The organism is Spirillospora sp. NPDC052269, from assembly GCF_040679435.1.
Classification (GTDB): Bacteria; Actinomycetota; Actinomycetes; order Streptosporangiales; family Streptosporangiaceae; genus Spirillospora.
In genome coordinates, this window is the sequence record NZ_JBFAUU010000022.1 from 64,718 (window position 1) to 85,474 (window position 20,757).

General features: G+C 72.7%; 19 protein-coding genes. 13 read left to right on the top strand and 6 right to left on the bottom strand.

The window, feature by feature from the left end:
* Positions 1-276 precede the first annotated feature (276 nt).
* On the top strand, positions 277-2,247 hold the full coding sequence (locus tag AB0L06_RS36555) for a SpoIIE family protein phosphatase (RefSeq protein WP_500235771.1): 1,971 nt from the start codon (positions 277-279) through the stop codon (positions 2,245-2,247).
* Positions 2,248-2,364: 117 nt separating this feature from the next.
* Here the strand turns inward: AB0L06_RS36555 and proS are convergent, their stop codons facing one another.
* A complete protein-coding gene (gene proS, locus AB0L06_RS36560) occupies positions 2,365-3,813 on the bottom strand; it encodes a proline--tRNA ligase (RefSeq protein WP_500235772.1) in 1,449 nt (482 codons plus the stop codon).
* A gap of 77 nt (positions 3,814-3,890) precedes the next feature.
* On the opposite strand from proS, the gene AB0L06_RS36565 reads away from it, so the two are divergent.
* Positions 3,891-5,609 (top strand): proline--tRNA ligase, encoded by a 1,719-nt coding sequence (locus tag AB0L06_RS36565; protein ID WP_500235774.1) that lies wholly within the window; start codon positions 3,891-3,893, stop codon positions 5,607-5,609.
* A gap of 63 nt (positions 5,610-5,672) precedes the next feature.
* Here AB0L06_RS36565 and AB0L06_RS36570 read toward each other — a convergent pair whose 3' ends face one another.
* On the bottom strand, positions 5,673-5,903 hold the full coding sequence (locus tag AB0L06_RS36570; RefSeq protein ID WP_500235776.1) for a hypothetical protein: 231 nt from the start codon (positions 5,901-5,903) through the stop codon (positions 5,673-5,675).
* Positions 5,904-5,980: 77 nt separating this feature from the next.
* Positions 5,981-6,379 carry a hypothetical protein gene (locus AB0L06_RS36575; RefSeq protein ID WP_500235777.1) on the bottom strand — a complete coding sequence of 133 codons (399 nt, stop codon included), beginning with the start codon at positions 6,377-6,379 and terminating at the stop codon, positions 5,981-5,983.
* A gap of 113 nt (positions 6,380-6,492) precedes the next feature.
* On the opposite strand from AB0L06_RS36575, the gene AB0L06_RS36580 reads away from it, so the two are divergent.
* From AB0L06_RS36580 to AB0L06_RS36610, 7 genes are all read left to right on the top strand, one after another.
* A complete protein-coding gene (locus tag AB0L06_RS36580; RefSeq protein WP_500235778.1) occupies positions 6,493-8,136 on the top strand; it encodes an ABC-F family ATP-binding cassette domain-containing protein in 1,644 nt (547 codons plus the stop codon).
* 131 nt (positions 8,137-8,267) lie between these two features.
* Entirely contained in the window at positions 8,268-9,179 is a 912-nt protein-coding gene (locus tag AB0L06_RS36585; RefSeq protein WP_500235779.1) for an NAD-dependent epimerase/dehydratase family protein, read from the top strand.
* A 5-nt stretch (positions 9,180-9,184) separates the two neighbouring features.
* Entirely contained in the window at positions 9,185-10,357 is a 1,173-nt protein-coding gene (locus tag AB0L06_RS36590; RefSeq protein ID WP_500235780.1) for a glycosyltransferase family 4 protein, read from the top strand.
* A 3-nt stretch (positions 10,358-10,360) separates the two neighbouring features.
* Positions 10,361-11,101, top strand: a complete 741-nt coding sequence (locus tag AB0L06_RS36595; RefSeq protein WP_500235781.1) for a hypothetical protein — start codon at positions 10,361-10,363, stop codon at positions 11,099-11,101.
* A complete protein-coding gene (locus tag AB0L06_RS36600) occupies positions 11,098-11,526 on the top strand; it encodes a hypothetical protein (RefSeq protein WP_500235782.1) in 429 nt (142 codons plus the stop codon). The genes AB0L06_RS36595 and AB0L06_RS36600 overlap by 4 nt, the downstream gene beginning before the upstream one ends.
* On the top strand, positions 11,526-12,647 hold the full coding sequence (locus AB0L06_RS36605; protein ID WP_500235783.1) for a glycosyltransferase family 4 protein: 1,122 nt from the start codon (positions 11,526-11,528) through the stop codon (positions 12,645-12,647). Before AB0L06_RS36600 ends, AB0L06_RS36605 begins: the two co-directional genes overlap by 1 nt.
* Positions 12,644-13,417: a hypothetical protein gene (locus AB0L06_RS36610; protein WP_500235784.1), complete on the top strand. Its 774-nt coding sequence runs from the start codon at positions 12,644-12,646 to the stop codon at positions 13,415-13,417. Before AB0L06_RS36605 ends, AB0L06_RS36610 begins: the two co-directional genes overlap by 4 nt.
* Here the strand turns inward: AB0L06_RS36610 and AB0L06_RS36615 are convergent.
* Both AB0L06_RS36615 and AB0L06_RS36620 read right to left on the bottom strand, forming a co-directional pair.
* Positions 13,414-14,688 carry a serine hydrolase domain-containing protein gene (locus AB0L06_RS36615; RefSeq protein WP_500235785.1) on the bottom strand — a complete coding sequence of 425 codons (1,275 nt, stop codon included), beginning with the start codon at positions 14,686-14,688 and terminating at the stop codon, positions 13,414-13,416. The two genes, AB0L06_RS36610 and AB0L06_RS36615, sit on opposite strands and share 4 nt — an antisense overlap.
* 56 nt (positions 14,689-14,744) lie before the next feature.
* Complete coding sequence (locus AB0L06_RS36620; RefSeq protein ID WP_500235786.1) at positions 14,745-15,572, bottom strand: VanW family protein; 828 nt, start codon at positions 15,570-15,572, stop codon at positions 14,745-14,747.
* A 383-nt stretch (positions 15,573-15,955) separates the two neighbouring features.
* On the opposite strand from AB0L06_RS36620, the gene AB0L06_RS36625 reads away from it, so the two are divergent.
* The 4 genes from AB0L06_RS36625 to AB0L06_RS36640 all read left to right on the top strand — a co-directional run bounded on the left by AB0L06_RS36625 (position 15,956) and on the right by AB0L06_RS36640 (position 19,156).
* Positions 15,956-16,624: a sulfotransferase family protein gene (locus AB0L06_RS36625; protein WP_500235787.1), complete on the top strand. Its 669-nt coding sequence runs from the start codon at positions 15,956-15,958 to the stop codon at positions 16,622-16,624.
* 138 nt (positions 16,625-16,762) lie between these two features.
* Entirely contained in the window at positions 16,763-17,431 is a 669-nt protein-coding gene (locus AB0L06_RS36630; RefSeq protein WP_500235788.1) for a sulfotransferase family protein, read from the top strand.
* A gap of 106 nt (positions 17,432-17,537) precedes the next feature.
* Positions 17,538-17,978 carry a 2,4'-dihydroxyacetophenone dioxygenase family protein gene (locus tag AB0L06_RS36635; RefSeq protein WP_500235789.1) on the top strand — a complete coding sequence of 147 codons (441 nt, stop codon included), beginning with the start codon at positions 17,538-17,540 and terminating at the stop codon, positions 17,976-17,978.
* The gene (locus AB0L06_RS36640) at positions 17,975-19,156 is read left to right on the top strand and encodes a cytochrome P450 (RefSeq protein WP_500235790.1); all 1,182 of its coding nucleotides are present in this window, start codon (positions 17,975-17,977) and stop codon (positions 19,154-19,156) included. Before AB0L06_RS36635 ends, AB0L06_RS36640 begins: the two co-directional genes overlap by 4 nt.
* Here AB0L06_RS36640 and AB0L06_RS36645 read toward each other — a convergent pair.
* A complete protein-coding gene (locus AB0L06_RS36645; protein ID WP_500235791.1) occupies positions 19,153-20,730 on the bottom strand; it encodes a bifunctional phosphatase PAP2/diacylglycerol kinase family protein in 1,578 nt (525 codons plus the stop codon). The two genes, AB0L06_RS36640 and AB0L06_RS36645, sit on opposite strands and share 4 nt — an antisense overlap.
* Positions 20,731-20,757: the final 27 nt, after the last annotated feature.

Below are 20,757 nucleotides of genomic sequence, written 5' to 3' on the forward strand. Positions count from 1 at the left end.
CCGGGGTGTGTCTGCGCAGGTGAGGTGGCGCGATGGGCTGGAGGCCGTGGCGGAGGAGGGGCGAAGGGGCGGACCGAAGGGGCCAGTGCGGGTGAATCGGGATGTTCGGCAGGGCCGGGCATGATCGGGGGCGCCGGGTTTCTCTTCGTACACGGGGTGCCATTCCGGGAATAGGCTGCGAAGGCCGGCCGGCGGGTCATGCCGGTGGATCGTACCGGCGGGTCACGAGACCCGGGCCGGTGTCAGCGTGCGGAGCCGAGGACAGGGAGGGGTTCGATGCCCGAGCAGCTCGACCCCGAAAGCGTGCTGCGCGAGGTCGCGGGCCTGGAGGACCGGCTCGAGGAGCTGCGGCGCGCCGCGGAGCTGCCCGACGCCGACGCCCGGCCGACGCTGGACGCGGCGCTGGTCGAACTGGAGCTGGCGGTCGCGGCGCTGCGGACGGTCGGCGGAGAGCAGGGCGGGGCGGCCGGGCGCGCGGCGGCGGCCGAGGACGAGCGGCGCGTCCTGAAGACGGTGTTCACGGACGCGCCGGTCCCGCTGTTCCTGCTCGACCGCGACGCCGGCGTCCGGCGGGTCAACCGGCAGGCGGCCGACCTTCTCGGCACGTCCACCGGGTACGTGTCGGGCAAGCAGTTCACCGCGTTCTGCGATCTGGCGACGCGGGCCGCCCTGCGGTCCCAGCTCGCGGCCGTGATCCGCACCGGGCGTCGCTGCCGGGTGCCGGTGCGGTTCCTCGGCAGGGAGCGTCCGGTGGACGCGGTGGTGACGCTGGCGCGGGTCTGGATCCGCGGCGAGCCCGACCCGATGGTGGTCGCGGTCGCCGGGCCGACCACGACGCCCGTCGACCCCGCGGCGGGGGCCGAGGCCTCGCACAGGACCGCGTCCAAGGCCGAGGCGACGGCGCGGGGCGTGGAGATGACCGGGGACGAGGCGGTCGCGTCGCTGGTGCACCGCATGGACGTCATGGCCTCAGTGACCGAGATGCTCCTCGACGAGCCGGTGTTCAACGAGACCGTCGCAGTGCGGCGGTGCGCGCGGCTGCTCGCGGCGGAGCTGGCCGAATGGGTCTTCATCGACCTGGTCCCGCAGCGCAAGGCGGAAGGCGGCGGGCAGGCGGCGGCCGTCCGGAACGGCGACAGGACGCCGCGGCGGCACGTGGTCAAGGGCCCCGACGAGGACGCCGGGGCCGAGGACGCGGCGCGGCGGCTCGCGGAGTCGGACCCGGCCCCGGGAACCCTGCCCTGGACGGTGTTCGAGTCCGGGCAGAGCGCGCTGCGGGCGCACGCGGAGGACCTGGACCTGCTCGGCGCGGACGCGGACGGGCGGCCGGTGCTGGGCGTGATCGGCGCGACCTCGGTGCTGTGCGTCCCGGTGACCGACGGAGACCAGACGCTCGGGACGATCACCCTCGCGGGCAGCGGCGAGCACGGGCCGTTCGCGCTGCTGGACCTGTCGGTCTGCCAGCGGATCGGGCGGTCCCTGGGCCTGGTGATCCGGGCCGCGCGGCTGTACCGGCGGCACGCCGAGGTCGCGGCGACGCTGCAGGCGAGCCTGCTGCCGCGGACGCTCCCGGAGATCGACGGGGTGGAGCTGGCCGCGCGGTACACCTCCGCGACGCACGGGACGGACGTCGGCGGCGACTTCTACGACGCGTTCCCCGCCAAGGACGGCTGGGGCCTGGTCCTCGGCGACGTGTGCGGCAAGGGCGAGGACGCGGCGGCCGTCACGGCGACGGCGCGGCACGCGGTCCGGCTGGTGTCGCGGTGGCGGGAGCACCCGGGCGAGGTGCTGGCCACGGTCAACGAGGCGCTGCTGACCGAGGACCGGTTCGTCACGGCCGTCCTGGCCGGGATCGCGCCGCGCGGCGAGGGCGTGCGGGTCACGCTCGGCATGGCGGGGCACCCCCCGGCGATCGTGGTCCGCGCGGACGGCATGATCAGGACGGCGTCCCGGGGCGGGGTCCCGCTCGGGCTGTTCGACGACTTCGAGGCCGGGATCGACACGCTCGACCTCGCGCCGGGCGACACGCTCGTCCTGCATTCGGACGGCGTGCTGGAGGCGTGCGACGTGGCGCGCCACCAGTACGGGCAGGACCGGCTGCTGGAGACGCTCGCCGCGCACGCGTCCGGGCCGGTGGACGACATGCTCGGCGCGGTCGAGCGGTCCCTGCTCGACTTCTGCGACGGGGACCTGCGGGACGACGTGTCCATGCTGGCGCTGCGCGTCCTGCCCCCGTCCCTCAACTGACGCCGTCCCCAACCGACGCACTCCCCCGGCTGGAGGCGGTTCCTCGGCTGAGGCCGGACAGACGCCGGGCAAGCGAAACGGGCCGGGGCGATCGCCCCGGCCCGTCCCTTCGGTCGATCAGTACGCGCGGCCGAAGATCACGCGCTTGCCGTACGCGGACGGCTGTCCGCACTTGACGCAGGCGCCGGTCTCCTCCGGGGCGTCCAAGGGGATGACGCGCGGGGTGGCGGAGGTGTCGGCCTTGATCTCGTCCTCGCACTCGGCGCGGCCGCAGTGGAACGCGCGGGCCCAGCCCCCGGCGACCTGGGCGGCGAACTCGTCCCAGGTGGCGACGTCGGCGGTGTGCTCCTCGCGGAACGCCTCGGCGCGGGCCAGCAGGAAGGACTGGAAGTCGGCGAGGATGCCGGGCAGCAGCTCGGGCACCTTCTCCAGCGGGATCTGCTCCTTGCCCTGGCCCTCCACGGTCGGCAGGCGGCGGGCGAGGGTGGCGACGCCGTTCTCGATGTCGCGCTTGCCGAGCTCGATGCGGACGGGCACGCCGCGCATCTCCCACTCGTTGAACTTGAAGCCGGGCGACAGCTGCGGACGGTTGTCGTCGACGTGCACCCGGATGCCCATGGCCTTGATCGCGCCGGCCAGGCGGCGCGCCTCGGCGGCGGCCTCCTCGCCCTGCTCCTTGCGCCCGATCGGGACGATCACGACCTGGTAGGGCGCCAGCCGCGGCGGCAGCACCAGGCCCTTGTCGTCGCCGTGGGTCATGATCACGCCGCCGATCATGCGGGTGGACATGCCCCAGGACGTGGTGTGCGCCAGGGCGAGGTTCTTGTCCTCGTCCTGGTACTGGATCTCGAACGCCTTGGCGAAGTTGGTGCCGAGGTAGTGCGAGGTGCCGGCCTGCAGGGCCCGGCCGTCCCGCATCATGCCCTCGATCGTGTACGTCCGGACGGCCCCGGCGAACCGCTCGCCGGGGGTCTTCTCCCCCGGGATGACGGGCATAGCGGCCAGCTCGCGGGCGACCGAGGCGTAGGCGTCCAGGGCCCACATGGTCTCGCGCATGGCGTCGGCCTCGTCGATGTGCGCGGTGTGCCCCTCCTGCCAGAGGAACTCGGTGGTGCGCAGGAACATCCGGGGGCGCATCTCCCAGCGGACGACGTTCGCCCACTGGTTGAGCAGCAGCGGAAGATCGCGGTGCGAGTCGATCCACTTGGCCATGTACTCGCCGATGACCGTCTCGGAGGTCGGCCGCACGACCAGCGGCTCCTCGAGCTGCTTGCCGCCCGCGATGGTGACGACCGCGAGCTCCGGCGAGAAGCCCTCGACGTGCTCGGCCTCACGCTTGAGGTAGGACTCCGGGATGAACATCGGGAAGCACGCGTTGTCGTGCCCGGCGTCCTTGATCCGGCGGTCCAGGTCGGCCTGGAGCAGCTCCCACACCCGGTAGCCGTACGGTCGGATGACCATCGTGCCGCGCACTGGGCCGCGGTCGACCAGCTGGGCGCGGACGACCAGCTCGTTGTACCAGGCGGAGAAATCCTCGCTCTGCGGTGTCACACCTTCTCGACTCACGCCCCCAAGGGTACTGACGCGCGACACCGTCCAATAACGCGATGCCAGCGGCGCGTCCACACCGTTATGGTCGCCGCATGCGCTGGTCACACCTGTTCGTCCCGACCCTGCGGCAGGATCCGGCGGACGCGGACGCGCCGAGCCACCGGCTGCTGCTGCGCGCCGGGTACGTCCGGCGGCTGCACGCGGGGCACTATTCGCTGCTGCCGCTGGCGGTCCGGGTCCGGGCGAAGATCATCCAGATCGTCCGGGAGGAGATGGAACGGATCGGGGCGCAGGAGATGCTGCTCCCGGCGCTGCATCCGGCCGAACCGTGGCGGAGGTCGGGGCGCTGGGAGCGGATCGGTCCGGAGATGTTCCGGCTGGCCGACCGGCGCGGCAACGAGCTGGCGCTCGGGATGACGCACGAGGAGATCTTCGCGACCCTGGGCCTGGAACTGACGTCGTACAGGCAGCTTCCGCAGCAGTGGTTCCAGTTCCAGACCAAGTTCCGGGACGAGCCGCGTCCTCGGGGCGGGCTCATACGCGTGCGTGAGTTCACGATGAAGGACGCCTACTCCTTCGACGCCGACCAGGACGGCCTGGACGCGTCGTTCGAGGCCTACAGGGCGGCCTACGCGCGGATCTTCGAGCGGCTCGGGATTCCGGCGGTTCCGGTCGAGGCGTCCAGCGGGGCCATGGGCGGGACGGGCTCGATCGAGTTCGCCTGCCCGTCCGAGGTGGGCGAGGACACCGTGGTGCGCTGCCCGTCCTGCGGGTACGCGGCCAACGTCGAGACGGCCGTGTCCCGCCTCGCGAAGATCGACGACGCCGTCTTCGACGCCCCGGACGGCCCGGACGCGCCGGAGGCGTTCGACACGCCCGGCGTCCGGACGATCGAAGATCTGGAATCCGGGTTCGGCGCGTCCGCCGACCGGCAGGTCAAGACGCTCGTCTACCTGCTGGACGGCAAGCTCACGCTCGTCCTGCTCCGTGGTGATCACGCCCTCCACGAGCAGAAGCTCGCGGACGTGACCGGCGCGACCGAGATCCGGGCGGCCGAGCCCGAGGAGATCAGGGACGCGCTGGGCGCGCTGCCCGGCAGCCTCGGCGCCGTCGGCGTGACCGGGCCGCCCGTCCTCGCGGACGAGGCGCTGCGCGGCCGCCGGAACATGTTCACCGGGGCGAACCGCGACGGCGTGCACCTGCGGGGCGTGGACGTGGCGCGCGACATCCCGTCCCCGGCCTGGGCCGACCTGCGCGAGGTCGCGGCGGGCGAGGCGTGCGCGTCCTGCGGGACGGCCCTGGAGGTGTTCCCGGCGATCGAGGTCGGCCACATCTTCAAGCTGGGCGACCGCTACACGCGGGCGCTGGACCTGACCGTCCTGGCGGCGGACGGCGGGCGCGTCCACCCGCTCATGGGCTCCTACGGGATCGGGATCGAGCGGGCGATGGCGGTGATCGTGGAGACCCACCACGACGACCGGGGCATCGTCTGGCCGGAGGCCGTCGCGCCGTTCGCGGTCGCGGTCGTCCCGGCCCAGACCGACGATCCCGAGGTCGCCGAGACGGCCGAGCGCCTGTACGGCGAGCTGCGGGCGGCGGGGGTCGACACCGTCCTCGACGATCGTCCGGAGCGCGCGGGCGTGAAGTTCCGCGACATCGAGCTGACCGGTGTCCCGCACCGCCTGACCGTCGGGCGGCGGGGGGTCGCGGAGGGCGTGGTCGAGCACACCGTCCGGGCCACGGGCGAGACCGTCAAGGTCCCGGTGGCGGACGCCGTCGTCCGGCTGAGGTCCGTCCTCTCCGCCGGCTGAGGCCTGTTCTCGCAGGTTGATCCGCGTCCGGCCTGGCTTCCGGACTGGACGCGGATCAACGCGTCACGGCTGCGGCGGGATCAGCGCACCGCCGGGGAGCGCCTTCGCGGACGCCCCGCAGGAGGGGCATCCGGGGTCGATCCACGGCGGCTGGCTGGGCAGCCCGTCGTAATACCAGGCGGTATGGGAACCGCTCAGGCGCGCTTCGTAGATCTGCTCCCAGGTCCAGACACAGCGGGGGCAGTGGAAGCGCCATCTCTCTTTGCTGGTGTGAACGTCCTTGAAAACGCGCACGGCGTCCTCCGCATCGTCCTACACGGGTGTGAGCGCGCGGACGGACGGCCCGGAACGGGCCGGCCGTCGAAGGACGATCACGTGCGGGAGACGCGAAGGCTGATGAGGAGGCCGGCGCCGGGGGCGCGGCCGTCGCCGCCCGCCGCCGCGACCGGGGTGGCCGCGCGCGGCGCGGGGACCGGGAGCGGAAGGGGCTGGGCGAGGTCCCGGATCTGGGCGCGCGGGAGGCGGATGCTGCCGGGGCGTCCGGGCTCGGCACTGGCGGGACGGACGGCGGACGGCTCGCTGTGGCGGCCGGGGTCGTCGTCTTCGTCGCCGCATCCGGACGAGGTGGTCTGGGCGGTCGCCGGATCGGCCGCCAGGGCGGTCAGCGTGATCCCGGTGGGCGCGATCAGTGTGGTGACCAGCACGAGCAGGAGGAGCAGCACCCGGACCGACGGCCGGGTGGATACCTGCTGGAACCGGACTGCACACACAGAACGAACCTTACCTCACGCTCAGTAATTGAACCGGTGCGATACGTGATGCGCATGGCCGGGCCGGAAAAGTGGTTGACCGCGGGCGGGTCGGGTTCGGGAGGATCTCGGTCATGGGACACGTCGAGGTCGGTCACGTCAGTCACACGCTGCCGGACGGCCGGGTACTGCTGGAGGACGTGTCGTTCCGGGTCGGGGAAGGGGTCACGGCCGCGCTGGTCGGGCCCAACGGGGCCGGGAAGACGACGCTGCTGAGGACGATCGCCGGGGACCTGACGCCCCAGGAGGGGTCGGTCGCGCACAGCGGCGGGCTCGGGGTGATGCGGCAGTTCGTCGGGAACGTCCGGGACGAGTCGTCCGTGCTGGACCTGCTGCTGACCACGGCGCCGCAGCGCCTGCGGGACGCGGCGAAGGTCCTGGACGCGGCCGAGCTCGCGATGATCGAACGGGACGACGAGCCGTCCCAGATGCGGTACGCCGAGGCGCTGTCCGGATGGGGCGACGCGGGCGGGTACGAGGCCGAGGTGCTGTGGGACTCCTGCACCATGGCCGCGCTCGGCGTCCCGTACGAGCGGTGCCGGTACCGGGACGTGTCGACGCTGTCGGGCGGGGAGCAGAAGCGGCTCGTCCTGGAGGCGCTGCTGCGCGGCCCGGACGAGGTCCTGCTGCTGGACGAGCCGGACAACTACCTCGACGTCCCCGGCAAGCGCTGGCTGGAGGAGCGGCTGCGCGAGACGTCCAAGACGGTGCTGCTGGTGTCGCACGACCGCGAGCTGCTCGACCGGGCGGCCGACCGGATCGTGACCGTGGAGGCCGGGACGGTCTGGATCCACGGCGGCCGGTTCGCGACGTACGCCGCCGCGCGCCGGGACCGGAACGAGCGGCTGGAGGAACTGCGCCGCCGCTGGGACGAGGAGCACGCCAAGCTCAAGCAGCTCGTCATCATGCTGAAGCAGAAGGCCACCTACAACGACGGCCTGGCGTCGCGGTACCAGGCGGCGCAGACGCGGCTGCGGAAGTTCGAGGAGGCCGGGCCGCCGGAGGTCCCGCCGAAGGACCAGAGCCTGAAGATGCGCCTGCGCGGCGGGCGCACCGGGAAACGTGCCGTGATCTGCGAGAACCTGGAGCTGACCGGGCTGATGCGGCCGTTCGGCTCCGAGTTCTGGTACGGCGAGCGGGTCGCGGTGCTCGGGTCGAACGGGTCCGGGAAGTCGCACTTCCTGCGCCTGCTCGCGCACGTGGCCGAGGACCTGCCGCGCGGCGCGACGCCGGTCGAGCCGGTGGCGCACACGGGCGTCGCACGGCTCGGGGCGCGCGTGGTGCCGGGGCTGTTCGCGCAGACCCACGCCCGTCCCGACCTGGCCGGACGCACGCCGTGCGAGATCGTCATGACCGAGCACGCGCGGCTGCGGAACGACGCGATGAACGCGCTCGCCCGGTACGAGCTGCAGCTCTGCGCGGAGCAGCCGTTCGAGACGCTGTCGGGCGGGCAGCAGGCGCGGTTGCAGATCCTGCTGCTGGAGCTGGGCGGCGCGACGCTCCTCCTGCTGGACGAGCCGACCGACAACCTCGACCTCGCGAGCGCCGAGGCGCTGCAGGAGGGCCTGGAGTCCTACGAGGGGACGGTCGTGGCGGTGACGCACGACCGGTGGTTCGCGCGGTCCTTCGACCGGTTCGTGGTGTTCCGGTCGGACGGGTCGGTCATCGAGGCGCCCGAGCCGGTCTGGGACGAGAAGCGGGTCGTCCGCGCCCGATAGGCGAGGTGCCCGCACACGGTGGGCGAGGTGCCCGCGCCCGGTAGGCGAGGTGTCCGCGCGCGGTGGGCGAGGTGCCCGCACATGGCGTTTCCGGACGTCGGGCACCGTTCGCGGGTCTATATGGTGCTTCGGTGCGGGTTGTGGTGACGGGGGCGGCCGGGTTCATCGGGAGCCATGTGGCGGAGGCGGCGACGCGGGCGGGGCACGACGTGCTGGCCGTGGACGCGCCGGACCGCGCGCTCGCGCCCGGGACCGCCCGCCGGACGTGGGACGGGCTCGCGGCGCCCAAGGTCGAGCTCGACCTGGCGTCCGCCGACCTCATGCCCCTGACCTCGGCCGATGTGGTCGTCCACCTGGCCGGACGGCCCGGGATCCGCTCGTCGTGGGGCGCCGAGGACGACATCCGGCGGGACAACGTGGTCGCGTCCCGGCGCGTCCTGGCCGCGGCGGGCGGACGCGTGGTCGTGGCGTCCAGTTCGTCGGTCTACGGCTCGGCGGGACGGGACCGTCCGACCCGCGAGGACGATCCGCTCGCGCCCGCCAGCCCGTACGCGGTCAGCAAGGTCGAGGTCGAGCGGCTGGCCCGGCGGCGTCCGGACACGGTCGTCCTGCGCTACTTCTCCGTCTACGGCCCTGGTCAGCGGCCGGACATGGCGTTCCACCGGTTCACCGAGGCGGCGCTGGCGGGACGTCCGCTTCCGGTGTTCGGCGACGGCGGCAAGGCGCGCTCGTTCACGCATGTGGACGACGTCGTGGCCGCGACGCTCGCCGCCATGACGGTGGAGGCGCCGGACGGGACGGCGATCAATGTCGGGCATCCGGAGCCGGTGACCGTGCGGACGGCGATCGCGCTGCTGGGCCGGATCCTGGGCGTCGAGCCCGAGATCGAGAGCGCCGCGCCGGTCGCCGGTGACGCCGACCGGACCTGGGCCGATCCGTCCCTGGCCCGCGAGCTGCTCGGCTGGACGCCCCGGATCCCCCTCGCGGAGGGCCTCGCCGACCAGATCGCGTGGCACCGGAAGATCGCGCCGGCCGTCGTATGACCGCAATGAAGCATCGCGCGGCGTATTTCGCGTTCGACCTGTTCCCGTCGACGAAGGGCGCGGCCGTCCACATCGCGGAGATGGCGGACGAGCTGTTCGCGCACTTCGGCGGCGGGCTGCTGGGCGTGACGGGCGGCGGGCGGCTGCCGTCCCGGCAGGTCGAGGGAGCGCGGGAGATCGTCCGGTTCGAGGACGCCCTGCCGAACCTGCTCGACCGGTTCGAGGCGTTCTCGGCGTGGGTGGCCGGGCTGGTGGCCGAGCACGCGGGGACGCTGGAGCTGGTCCACGTCCGGGATCCGTGGGGCGCGCTGCCCGTCGTGTCCGCGCCGGACCGCCGCTTCCGGGTCGTGTACGAGGTGAACGGGCTGCCGTCGATCGAGCTGCGGCACACCCGTCCGGGCATCCCGGAGCGGACACTCGCCAAGATCTGCGAACTGGAGCGGCACTGCCTGACGGCGGCGGACGCGATCATCGTGCCGTCGCGGGTGAACGCGCTGGCCGTCCGGGCGTACGGGGTCCCGGAGGAGAAGATCACCGTCGTGCCGAACGGCGCGGACGTCCCGGAGCCGCGTCCGAGACCCGCCGACGCGCCCGGCCGGTACATCGTCTACGTCGGCGCGCTCCAGCCCTGGCAGGGCCTGGACGTGCTGTTGCGGGCGTTCGCGCGCCTCGCCGACCTGCCCGATCTGCGGCTGGTGGTCTGCTCGTCCGTCCCGGCGAAACGGGCCAAGCCGCTGCGGCGGCCGGCCCGGCACCTGGGCGTCGAGGACCGGGTGGAGTGGCGGTTCACCGTCCCGCACGCGGAGGTCGCGGCCTGGCTGGAGCACGCCGAGCTGTCGGTCGCGCCGCTCACCGCCTGCGCCCGCAACCTCGACCAGGGGTGTGCGCCGCTGAAGGTGCTGGAGTCGATGGCGGCCGGGACGCCGGTCGTCGCGTCCGACCTGCCGGTGGTGCGCGAACTGATGACGGACCGGGAGCACGGACGGCTCGTCCCGGCGGACCGTCCGGCTGAGCTGGCACGGGCCGTCCGGGTGCTGCTGGAGTACCCCGAGCAGGCGCGGGAGATGGGCGCGCGTGCACGGGAGCACGTCGCCGACACGCTGACGTGGGAGAACTCGCGCGCCCGGCTCGCGGGTGTTTACCGTAGTTTGTCCTTCCGACCCGTCGATCGGTGGTGACGCATGTTCTGGCTCAGGCAGCGCAGAGCGTTGAAGCGCCTGCACCCCCTGCACCGACAACTCGTGGAGGAGCAGCGGTTCTCCACGGCACTGCCGTCCGCCGAGTGGACGGCGCTCGTGACAAGCCTCGCCGCGCACGAACGGGAGTTCTCGCGGCGGAAGCTGCGGCTGTTCGATCGGGCGGCCACCGTGGTCGTCCCGGTGCTCCGCGTCCTCCAGGAGGACATGGAGCCCGGCGCTCCCCTCCAGGTCACGACCGACCTGCGCGGCGCGGTGACCTCGGACAAGCGCGGTGAATCCCGGAACCTCGAGGTGCGCCCGCCGGCCAAGTCGGGGCGGGAGAACTTCTACACCGACCCGTGGCTGGTCGTCCGGGCCGAGCTGCGCGACGGCAGCGTGCTGGAGCTCGCGGTCGTCGAACGCGTCCGGGAGCGGCGGATCCTCAAGAAGAGCCGGAGCGGCAAGACCAAGATCAAGGTGAAGACCAGGTCGGCCCGGGTCGTCCGGGCGACGCGGCGGCTGCCGAAGGGCATGCCGGTGGCGCGGCCCGCGCCTCCCGCGCCGGACTGGCTGGGCGTGCGCGTCCAGCAGAAGGAGAACGGCCGGACGGTGCTGCGCGCGTCGGCGAAGGTGTCCGCGGACGACGACGACCACGCGCTCGAGCAGATCCTGACCGTCACCGGCGAGCTGTTCCGCTGGACGCCGCCGCGAACGTCCGCGGCCACCCCGAGGAGGGCCCGTTGACCACGCCGCCGATGCAGCCTCCGACGCCGGGGAACGGCCCGGTCACCTGCCCTATGCTCCGCGGATTCTTCGTGCTGGGCCGCTGCGGGCGGCCCGCCGCCGATGTCTGCCCCTCCTGCGGACGGCGCGTCTGCCGCGAGCACCTCGGCTCCGACCGCCTCTGCGTGGAGTGTTCGCGGCGGGTCAACGACGACGTCTACGAGCCGACCTGGATGAACGACTACCGCAGCGCGCACCATCGGCACATGTCGACCGTGTACGGCGGCGACACCTGGTACTCGTCGTTCGACGGGGACGATCGCGACGCGTTCGAGCCGGGCGGCGGGGACTGGGCGGCGGCGTCCGGCGACTTCGAAGGGGACGACCTGGACGGCGACGCCGGGGGCGACTGGGACTCCGGCGACGACGGGCTCGTGGACAGCTGATGCCGCGGGTCCTCTGGATCACCGAGCACTGCCCGCCCAGCAAGGGCGGCATGTCCGAGTCGTGCGACCGGATCACGCGGGGGCTGCGCGCTGCCGGCGTGGAGATCGACCTCGTCCATCTGACCAGGCGCGACGTCCCCTGGGACGTGCGGCGGGAGGTCGGCGGGCGGCGGCTCACCGCGCCGCTCGGCGCCGATCCCGAGCACGCGCTGCGCCGCCTCTGGACGCAGCTCACCGCCGCCCGCATGACCGGGTACACGCACGTCGTGGCGTTCGGCGGTGTGCTCGCGACGCTGGCCGCGCCCGTTCTGGCCTCGCTGCTGGACGCCTCGCTGGTCACGCTGCTGCGGGGCAACGACATCGACGTCGGCCTGTTCTCGATGCGGCGGCGCGGCGCGCTGGCCGACGCGCTGCGGGCGTCCGCGCGGGTGTGCGTCGTCGCGCGCTCGCACATCCCGCTGGTCAGGGCCCTCGCGCCCGATGCCGGGGTGACGTTCGTGGCGAACAGCGTGGACACCTCGTCCTGGGAACTGCTGCCGTCCGAGCGGCGGCGCGCCGACGAGTGGCGGGCGGCGAACGTCGCGGACGGGCTCCGCACGCTCGGCCTGGTCGGGCAGCTCAAGGCCAAGAAGGGCGTGGACTTCCTGCTCGACACGCTCCCTTCCGGCACGCGCTCCGGCGCGTTCCACCTGGTGCTCGCCGGGGAGGTGGACGAGGCGGTGACCGCGCGGCTCGACCGGTTCGCGCACTCGGTGCTGCCCTTCCAGGAGCGCTACGACCTCCCGTCGGTGTACGCGGCGTGCGACCTGGTCGCGCTGCCGTCGTTCTACGACGGCATGCCGAACGTGGCCCTGGAGGCCGCCGCGCTGGGCGTCCCCCTGCTCTGCTCGGACGCGGGCGGCCTCGCGGACGTCGCGGACGACGAGATCGGCTTCACCTTCGCGGCGGGCGACGCGGACGGCTGCCGGAACGCGGTCCGGCGCGCGCTGTCCGCGCCGGACGCCGAGCTGGCCAAGCTCGGCTCGGCCGCGGCCGAGCGGATCCGCCGCGACTTCACCCCCGCCGCCGAAACGGCCGGTTACCTGCGCGTTCTCACCGAGACCGGTGCTCAGTCCAGGTGATCGCCTGCTATGCGCGCGGCGCGGGCCTCGGGCACCTGACCCGCGTCCGGGCCGCGCTGCACGCGCTCGGCCGGGACGGCGAGCCTGTGACGCTGGTGTCGGACTCGCCGTTCGCCACACGGGTCGTCCCCGAGTGGCCGGTCGTGCCGTCCCTGGCCGAGGTGGACGCGGACGAGGTGTGGATCGACGCCTTCCCGGCCGGGATCCACGGCGAGCTCCAAGTCCCGGAGGGCGGGTTTCGGGTCGTCCATCTGGCTCGGCTTCTGCGTTGGCCTGTCTACGAGAAGCTGCTGCCCGCCGTCCGTCGGCGGATCGACGTCACCTATATATGTGAGTCGCTGTCGCGCGCGCATGAGGAGTACCTGCGTGCCGTCTCCGACGAGGTGAAACCGCTGGAACTGGTCGATCCGCCTGCAAGCGTCGATGTCGCTGTCGACGGGTGGCTGATCGTCCATTCTGGGCCGGACGACGAGATTCGCGAGCTGGTCGCCTACGCGGCCGAGATGGCCGCTGCCGAAGGCGTCCGGACGCCCCGGTTCACGCTCGTCGCGCCGAGTCGTCCGGACGACCTGCCTGTACAGGTCGTCCATCACGACATCTATCCGGCGTGGCCGCTCGGCGCGTGTGCGGAGCGGATCGTCACGGCAGGCGGTTTCAACGCCGTCCGGCAGTTCGCGCCCTGGCGGGAACGGCATCGGATCATGCCGTTCCCGCGCCGACTGGATGACCAGTTCGCGCGCGCCGCCCGCGCCCGCGGCCTACAGGGCTAGAAGTAGGACTTGTACAGGTCGCCCGTCGGCCACGTCTTGACGGCGTTCGCGGCCGTGTGGAGCGCGCCGTCGATGTCGCCGTAGGACGGCTGGCTGCCCTCCTGGCGCTGGTCGAACAGCACCGCCCAGGTCAGGCCGTCGAAGCGGCGGACGAGCAGGGTGCTCGTGCCGGCCAGGCTGCCGTCGTGCCAGGTGTTGCGGCCGCCGGTGACGGGCCGGACCATCCAGCCGGTGCCGTAGTACCAGCCGTTGGAGTTGACGCCGGTCTCCGGCTTGGCGAACGCGCGGGAGACCGACGCGGTGTTCAGCACGGACGTGCCGCCGTCGTAGATCTGGGCGAACCGGGTCAGGTCCACGGCGGAGGCGAGCCAGCCGCCGTGCGCGTCCATGTTCTCGATGTTGAAGCCGCCGTACGGGAACGCGACCTGCTTGCCGCTGTTGTCGTAGACGGTCGCGCCCTTGTAGGACGAGTAGTAGGGCACCTCGCCGGTGGCCCTGGTCAGGCCGTGCGCGAGCTTCATCCGCTTGATGCCGCGCGGTCCGAGCACCTTCGTCTGGACGTAGGTCGCGTACGACTGCCCGGAGACCTTCTCGATGATCCGGCCGAGCAGCATGTAGCCGTAGTTGCTGTAGGAATAGGTGGAGCCGGGCTTGTGGTCGAGCTTGCGCGCGGACTCCCACTTCATGATGTCGGCGCGGCTGACCGGCAGGCCCTTCTTCAGGGCCTTGGCGATGTTCGCGTCCTGGAACATCGGGTCGGGCGACTTGTCGCGGTCCCAGCCGCCGAGGTGCTGCAGCAGCCGCAGGACGGTGACGTCCTTGAGCCGCGGGTCGGCGGTGGTCGGCAGCTTCAGCAGCGTCGCGACCTTGTCGGTCGGCTTGAGCTTGCCCTCCTGCATAAGCCGGAGCACGGCGGTCGCGGTGATCGGCTTGGAGAGGCTGGCGATCCGGAACAGCGACGTCGGATACGTCTTCAGCGCGGTGTCCCCGCTCCAGGTGTAGCCGCGCGCGAGCAGCAGCCTGCCCTTGCGGACGACGGCGAGCTGGCCGCAGGGGATGTTCCGCGCCTGCATGAAGCTCTTGACCGTCGTGTCGAAGCCGCCCATCCCGGAGAGGGTCAGCCCGGTGACCTTCCAGCTGCGGGCCGCGGCCACCGAGGAGGCGTCGTGCGCGCCGCCTCCCTCACCGCAGGCGGCCAGCAGCGCGGGTCCGCCCACGCCCAGTGCCGCGAGTCTGCCGAAGTCCCTTCGCCTGAATTCCGGAGTCTCCATGGTCGGCGACCGTAGCGCACTTGATCGCCTTTGACCGGAAGATCCCGGTACGCAGATCAGCGCCCGGTACAGGTGACCTTGGGTTCCGGCTGGTAGACGGTGTGGAAGCGGTCGCGGCGGACCTTCCGGCCCTCGCGGGACAGCGTCCGGTACACGTCGATCTGGAAGCCGGGCCCGCCGGGCATCGGCACGCAGCGGCGGCTCGCGTCGGTGTAGGTCCCGGCGCGGGTGACGGCGTACCGCTTGGACGAGGCGGTCTTCACCTGGTACTTCGGCGTGCCCCAGAGCGAGACGGTGAGCGAGTTCCCGGTGACCTGCGTCCGCACCTGGATCGGCTTTTCGGAGTCGTTGCGCCAGACGAAGTCGAGCGACGGCCAGGCGACGGCGGCCTCGCGGCCCTGCGGGTACTCCTCCATCCACAGCGTGTGCGGATGGAACTTCCTCATCTGGAGCCCGGCCTCGAACACCGCGTTCCACAGCGTGGCGGAGACCTGGCAGATGCCGCCGCCCAGATCGTCCACGAGGCGGGATCCGACGATCGTCGGCGCGGGCACGTAGCCCTGGCGCGCGCCGCGCGGCCCGACGACCTTGTTGAACGAGAACGTGCCGCCCGCCGGGACGACGTGCCCGTCGATGGCCTTCGCGCCGATCCGGATGTTCGTCACCCGGGCCTCGCCGGGCTTGAACTCGGTGGTGTAGGCGGCGAGCTGCCGCGAACCGTCGCGCGGACCGGCGGCCGCGGGCCGCGCCTTGGCCGGTTTCGCCGGTCCGTCGTCGCCGGTTCCGAGGCCTGTCCCGATGGCCGACCGCAGGGTCGTCCCGCCTCCGCCGGCGAGCGCGTACCCGCCGCCGAGCGCCACGACCGCGATCGGGACACCGACCATGACGGGCAACCATCGGCGCATCCGTTCCCTCGGTGCCGGACGCCTCCTCCGATGCCGAACCATGGCCGGGCCGCACCCCCAAAAAGTGGACAAGGCGGCCCACGTTACGCACAGCCGACGGCAAAATGCCCACTTTCGGACGTCCCGAATGAGATACCTCACCCGAGGTAAACCGATCCGGGACCTCAGCCGTCATCAGGACGTCTTCGCAGGTCAGGGAGCTAGGGCCAGAGGGTGATCGCGTCGGCGCGGAGAGGAGTGATCCCTCTTCGGACATTCCGAAATGCTCCCCAGGGCTCCGATGATCCCGTTTCCGGTCGGGTCTCCGTCATGCGGCCCGCATCCGTCTTGACCGACTTCTTGCGGAATGTGATGGTCGTCACGTGGACGTCATCGGCGCGGGATACGGGCGCACCGGCACCCTGTCCCTGAAGAGCGCACTGGAACAGCTCGGTTTCGGTCCGTGCCACCACATGGCGGAGGTGGTGCACTCCGACCAGGCCCGGGCATGGCATGCCAAGACGCACGGCCGACCCGTCCCCTGGGAGACGCTGTTCAGCGGCTACCGCTCGTGCGTGGACTGGCCGTCCGCCGCGTACTGGCGTGAGACGACCGCCCACTACAAGGAGGCGAAGGTCGTGCTGAGCGTCCGGGACCCGCAGTCCTGGGTGAAGAGCATGCGCGCCACGATCCTGGCCCAGCACGAGCAGCTCCACAGCGTGCCCGGGCAGGCGCTGTTCAAGGTGTCGTCGCTGCTCGGCACCCGGTTCGCCCTCATCCTCGACATGATCTCGTCCCTGCCGGAACTGCAGACCCTCGTCCGGCTGGACGACGAGGGGCTGGTGGCGTGGTTCGAGCGGCACACGGCCGAGGTCGTCGAGGCCGTCCCCGCCGAGCGGCTGCTGGTCTACGAGGTGGGGCAGGGCTGGGGGCCGCTGTGCGAGTTCCTCGAGGTCCCCGTGCCGGACACTCCGTTCCCACGGACCAACGACAGCGCCCAGTTCACCTCGCAGGCCCGCCGCGCCATCCGGTGGATGCTCAGGACCCGCTGAGCGACCGCACGGCCGGGACGAACCGGGCCGGATCCGAAATGCCCCTCCGGGCTCCGAAGACTCTCGCTTCAGTCAGGTCTCCGTCACGCCCCGCCTGCCCGCCTTGACCGGCCCTTCACGGAATGTGACCGTCATCACGTGGACGTCATCGGCGCGGGATACGGGCGCACCGGCACCCTGTCCCTGAAGAGCGCACTGGAGCAGCTCGGCTTCGGACCCTGCCACCACATGCTGGAGGCGATGCTCCCCGGCCAGCTCCAGGCCTGGCGGGCCAAGACGCACGGCGAGCCCGTCCCCTGGGAGACGCTGTTCGGCGGCTACCGCTCGTCGGTGGACTGGCCCTCGGCCGCCTACTGGCGTGAGACGACCGCCTACTACAAGGACGCGAAGGTCGTGCTGACCGTCCGGGACCCGCGGGCCTGGGTGAAGAGCATGCGGAGCACGATCCTGGCCCAGCACGCCCGGAACCACAGCCCGGCCGGGCGGGCGCTGCACACGGTGTCGTCGCTGCTCGGCACCCGGTTCGCCGCTTTCATCGACATGACCTCGTCCATGCCGGAGGCACAGGACTTCTACCGGATGAACGACACGGAGCTGCTGGCACAGTTCGAGCGGCACACGGCCGAGGTCATCGAGACCGTCCCGGCCGACCGGCTTCTGGTCTACGAGGTGAAGCAGGGCTGGGAGCCGCTGTGCGAATTCCTCGAGGTCCCGGTGCCGGACGGCCCGTTCCCGCGGGTCAACGACAGTGCCGAGTTCGCGGCCCAAGCCCGCTGGCGGGTCCTGCGGATGCTCGTGACCCGCTGAACGCCCCACCCCGGCTCCGCCCCGGCTCCGCTCCGGCCCCGCCCCGGTCGTGATCGGACGAACCGGACCCTTGCGCGGGCGATGACGCCTACCTAGCGTTTGCTCCATGACTGAGACGATCGCGGTCGGGCACGTCCACGACGACGACGTCCCCTGGGTGCAGGCGGGGCCGGTGGGGCTGAAGATGCTGCGGGCGTCCCCGGACACCTGGGTCGTCCGCAACCGGTTCCCCGCGGGGTTCCGGCTGCCCACGCACAAGCACACGGGCGGCGTCCACGCGCACACGTTCGCGGGCCGCTGGCGGTACGCCGAGTACGGCATCGACTATGTCGCCGGGACGTACGTCTACGAGCCGCCCGGGTCCGTCCATACGCTGACCGTCCTGGACGACGACACCGACGTCCTCTTCGTGGTCCAGGGCGCGTTCATCGAATACGACGACGAGGGCCAGATCAGCGGGGTCGTGGACGCCGAGTCCACGCTGAACGCCTACCTCGCCCTCTGCGACGCCGCCGGGATCCCACGTCCGAGCGGCATCCTGCGGTGAGACCCGCGGTGATCGGCGAGGACTTCCCGGACGGCGCGTTCCACTCCGGCCATCCGCTCGGGCTCTACACGAGGATCCGCGAGGAGAGCCCGGTCCGGCATCCGGCGCTGCCGCTGTGGGTGGCCGGGTCGCACGCGCAGGTGCACCGGGCCGCGTCCGATCCGGAGGCGTTCCGGTCCCGGGACGGGATCCTGATCCCGGAGATCGGGCACTCCTACGACGCGCCACCGACGATCATGCACACCGACCCGCCCGACCACACCCGGTACCGGGGGCTGGTCGCGCCCGCGTTCCGCCCGGCCGTCACGCGGGCGCTGGAGGGGGCCGTCCGGGACCGGGTCCGCACCCTGCTGCACGGCCTGCCGCCCGAGTTCGACGCGGTCGCCGAGCTGGCCGTCCCGCTGCCGCTGCAGGTGATCTGCCTCCTGCTCGGCGTCCCGGAGGCGGACTGGCCGCGGTTCCACCGCTGGACCGAGGCGATCGTGCCCGGCGCGTCCGACCTGCCGGAGGACGAGCGGAACGCGCTGCGCGTCGAGTGCGGGACGTTCCTGCTGGAGACCGCGCACCGGCGCCGCGCCGACCCGCGCGACGACGTGATCTCCCAGCTCGCCCTGGCCGAGCTGGACGGCGACCGGCTGACCGACCTCGAACTGGTCATGTTCCTGATCCAGCTGCTGGTCGCCGGGAACGAGACGACCCGGCACGCGATCTCCGGCGGGCTGCACGCGTTCGCGGCGAACCCGGACCAGTGGACGACCCTCCGCGACCGGCCGGGCCTGCTGCCCTCGGCCGTCGAGGAGATCCTGCGCTGGACGTCGCCCGTGGCCTATTTCCTCCGCACCGCGACCCGGGACGTCCCGCTCGGCGACGCGGTGATCGCCGAGGGCGAGCACGTCATGCTGCTGTTCGGCGCGGCGAACCACGATCCGGCCGCCTTCGGGGACGACGCCGGCGACTTCGACATCGCGCGCCGCCCGTCCGGGCCGAGCCTGGCCTTCGGCTTCGGCCCGCACTTCTGCCTGGGCGCCGCGCTGGCCCGCCTGGAGATCCGCGTCCTTCTGGAGGAGGCCGTGCTCCGCTTCCCCCGCCTGACCGTGACCGGCCCGGCCGCATGGAACGGTTCGCCCGTGGTGACCGGCCTGGCCGGCCTCCCGCTGACCGGAGCCGCCCTCCGCTAGTGCGGACGGAGCGGGACGAAGACCTGCAGGGCCCGGGGGTCGACGGTGAAGCGGACCGCGGACGGAAGATCGGCGATCTCGCCGTCGAAGGCCAGCTCGAACCCCCCGCTCCGGTCCGTGAGGTCCAGGGCGCCGCTCTTCCAGGTCCGGAGACCGGGCGCGAGGCGCACGCCGCCGCCCAGGACGGACGCCAGCGCCCGCACGCGCGGGACGCGCCGGGCGATCTCGACGACGCGGATGTCGAACAGCCCGTCGTTCAGGCCCGTCCGCCAGGTCGGGGCGGGGCCGTGGGAGTCGTAGACGCCGTTGCCGACGAACGCGAGCCAGACCTTGCGCACGCGCCCGTCGACGATCATCTCGTGCGGGTCGAAGTCGCGCAGCGTCCGGACGGCGGCGACGGCCAGCGCGGCCCACTTCCCGAGCCGCCCCTCGAGCCGCTCCCGCCGGGCGACCAGCGCCGTGTACGCGCCGAAGCTCGCGGTGTTGAGGAAGACGACGTCGCCGGGCGTGACCCGGCCCACGTCGACGCGGCCGAGACGGCCGTCCCGGTAGGCGGTCACGGCGTCGCCGACGGTCTCGATGCCGAGCGCGCGGGCGAAGTGGTCGAAGGTGCCGCCCGGGACGACCAGCAGCGGCACCTTGTGCGCGAGCGCGGCGCGGGCGGCGGCGTTGACCGTCCCGTCGCCGCCGACGACGGCGAGGGCCTCGGCGCGGGCGGCGGCCGCGTCCAGCGTTCCGGCCAGGTCGCCGCCGCGCTCGAACCGGACGACTTCGGCATCCGGAAGCTCCCGTTCCAGGACCTTCGCGACCGACTCGGCATGGCCGGGCAGCGCCGATTCGTCCATGCCGCTCGGGCCGGCCGCCCGGTTCGCCCCGGACGCCATGTTCACGACGGCGACCACTCCGCGTCCGCCGCCCTGGACGACCACCTGCTCGGTGGCGGTGTGCGCGACCTTCGCCACCGCCGGGCGGGCGGGCCAGAGCAGCCGGGTGCCGCGGGAGGCGAGGACGCCGACCGCCGCTCCCGCCAGGACGTCCCCGGGGTAGTGGGCGCCGGTGTAGACGCGGGAGAAGCAGACGGCGGCCGCGAGGCCCGCGATCGGGACGGCGAAGACCGGCAGGGCCTCCATCGCCACTCCCGTGGCGAACGCGGCGGCCGACGCCGAGTGCCCGGAGGGGAAGGAGTGCGAGGTCGGCGGCTTCCACCGGATCCGGACCGGCGGGACCAGGTCCACGATCGGGCGGCGGCGCCGGAACGCCTGCTTGCCGATCAGGTTGACGACCGGGCTGGCCACGGCGATCCCGGCCAGCCCGCGCAGCGCGGCACGGCGCAGCCGGGGACGTCGCGAGGCGCCGAGGGCGGCGGCGACGCCGAACCACAGGACCCCGTGGTCGGCGATCCGCGAGAGCCGGGGCAGGACCCCCTCGAGACCGGGCAGTTCGGCCGCGGCGACCCGTTCGAACGCGTCCCGGTCGAGGCGGCCGAGGCGTCCGAGCGGCCCTCCGCCGCCGCCCGGACCGCCGCCCGGGAGGGAGGGGGACGGAAACGGTGACGTTCGGTGTGTCGCAGGCATGACACGGATATCCCCAGGCGACGCGCC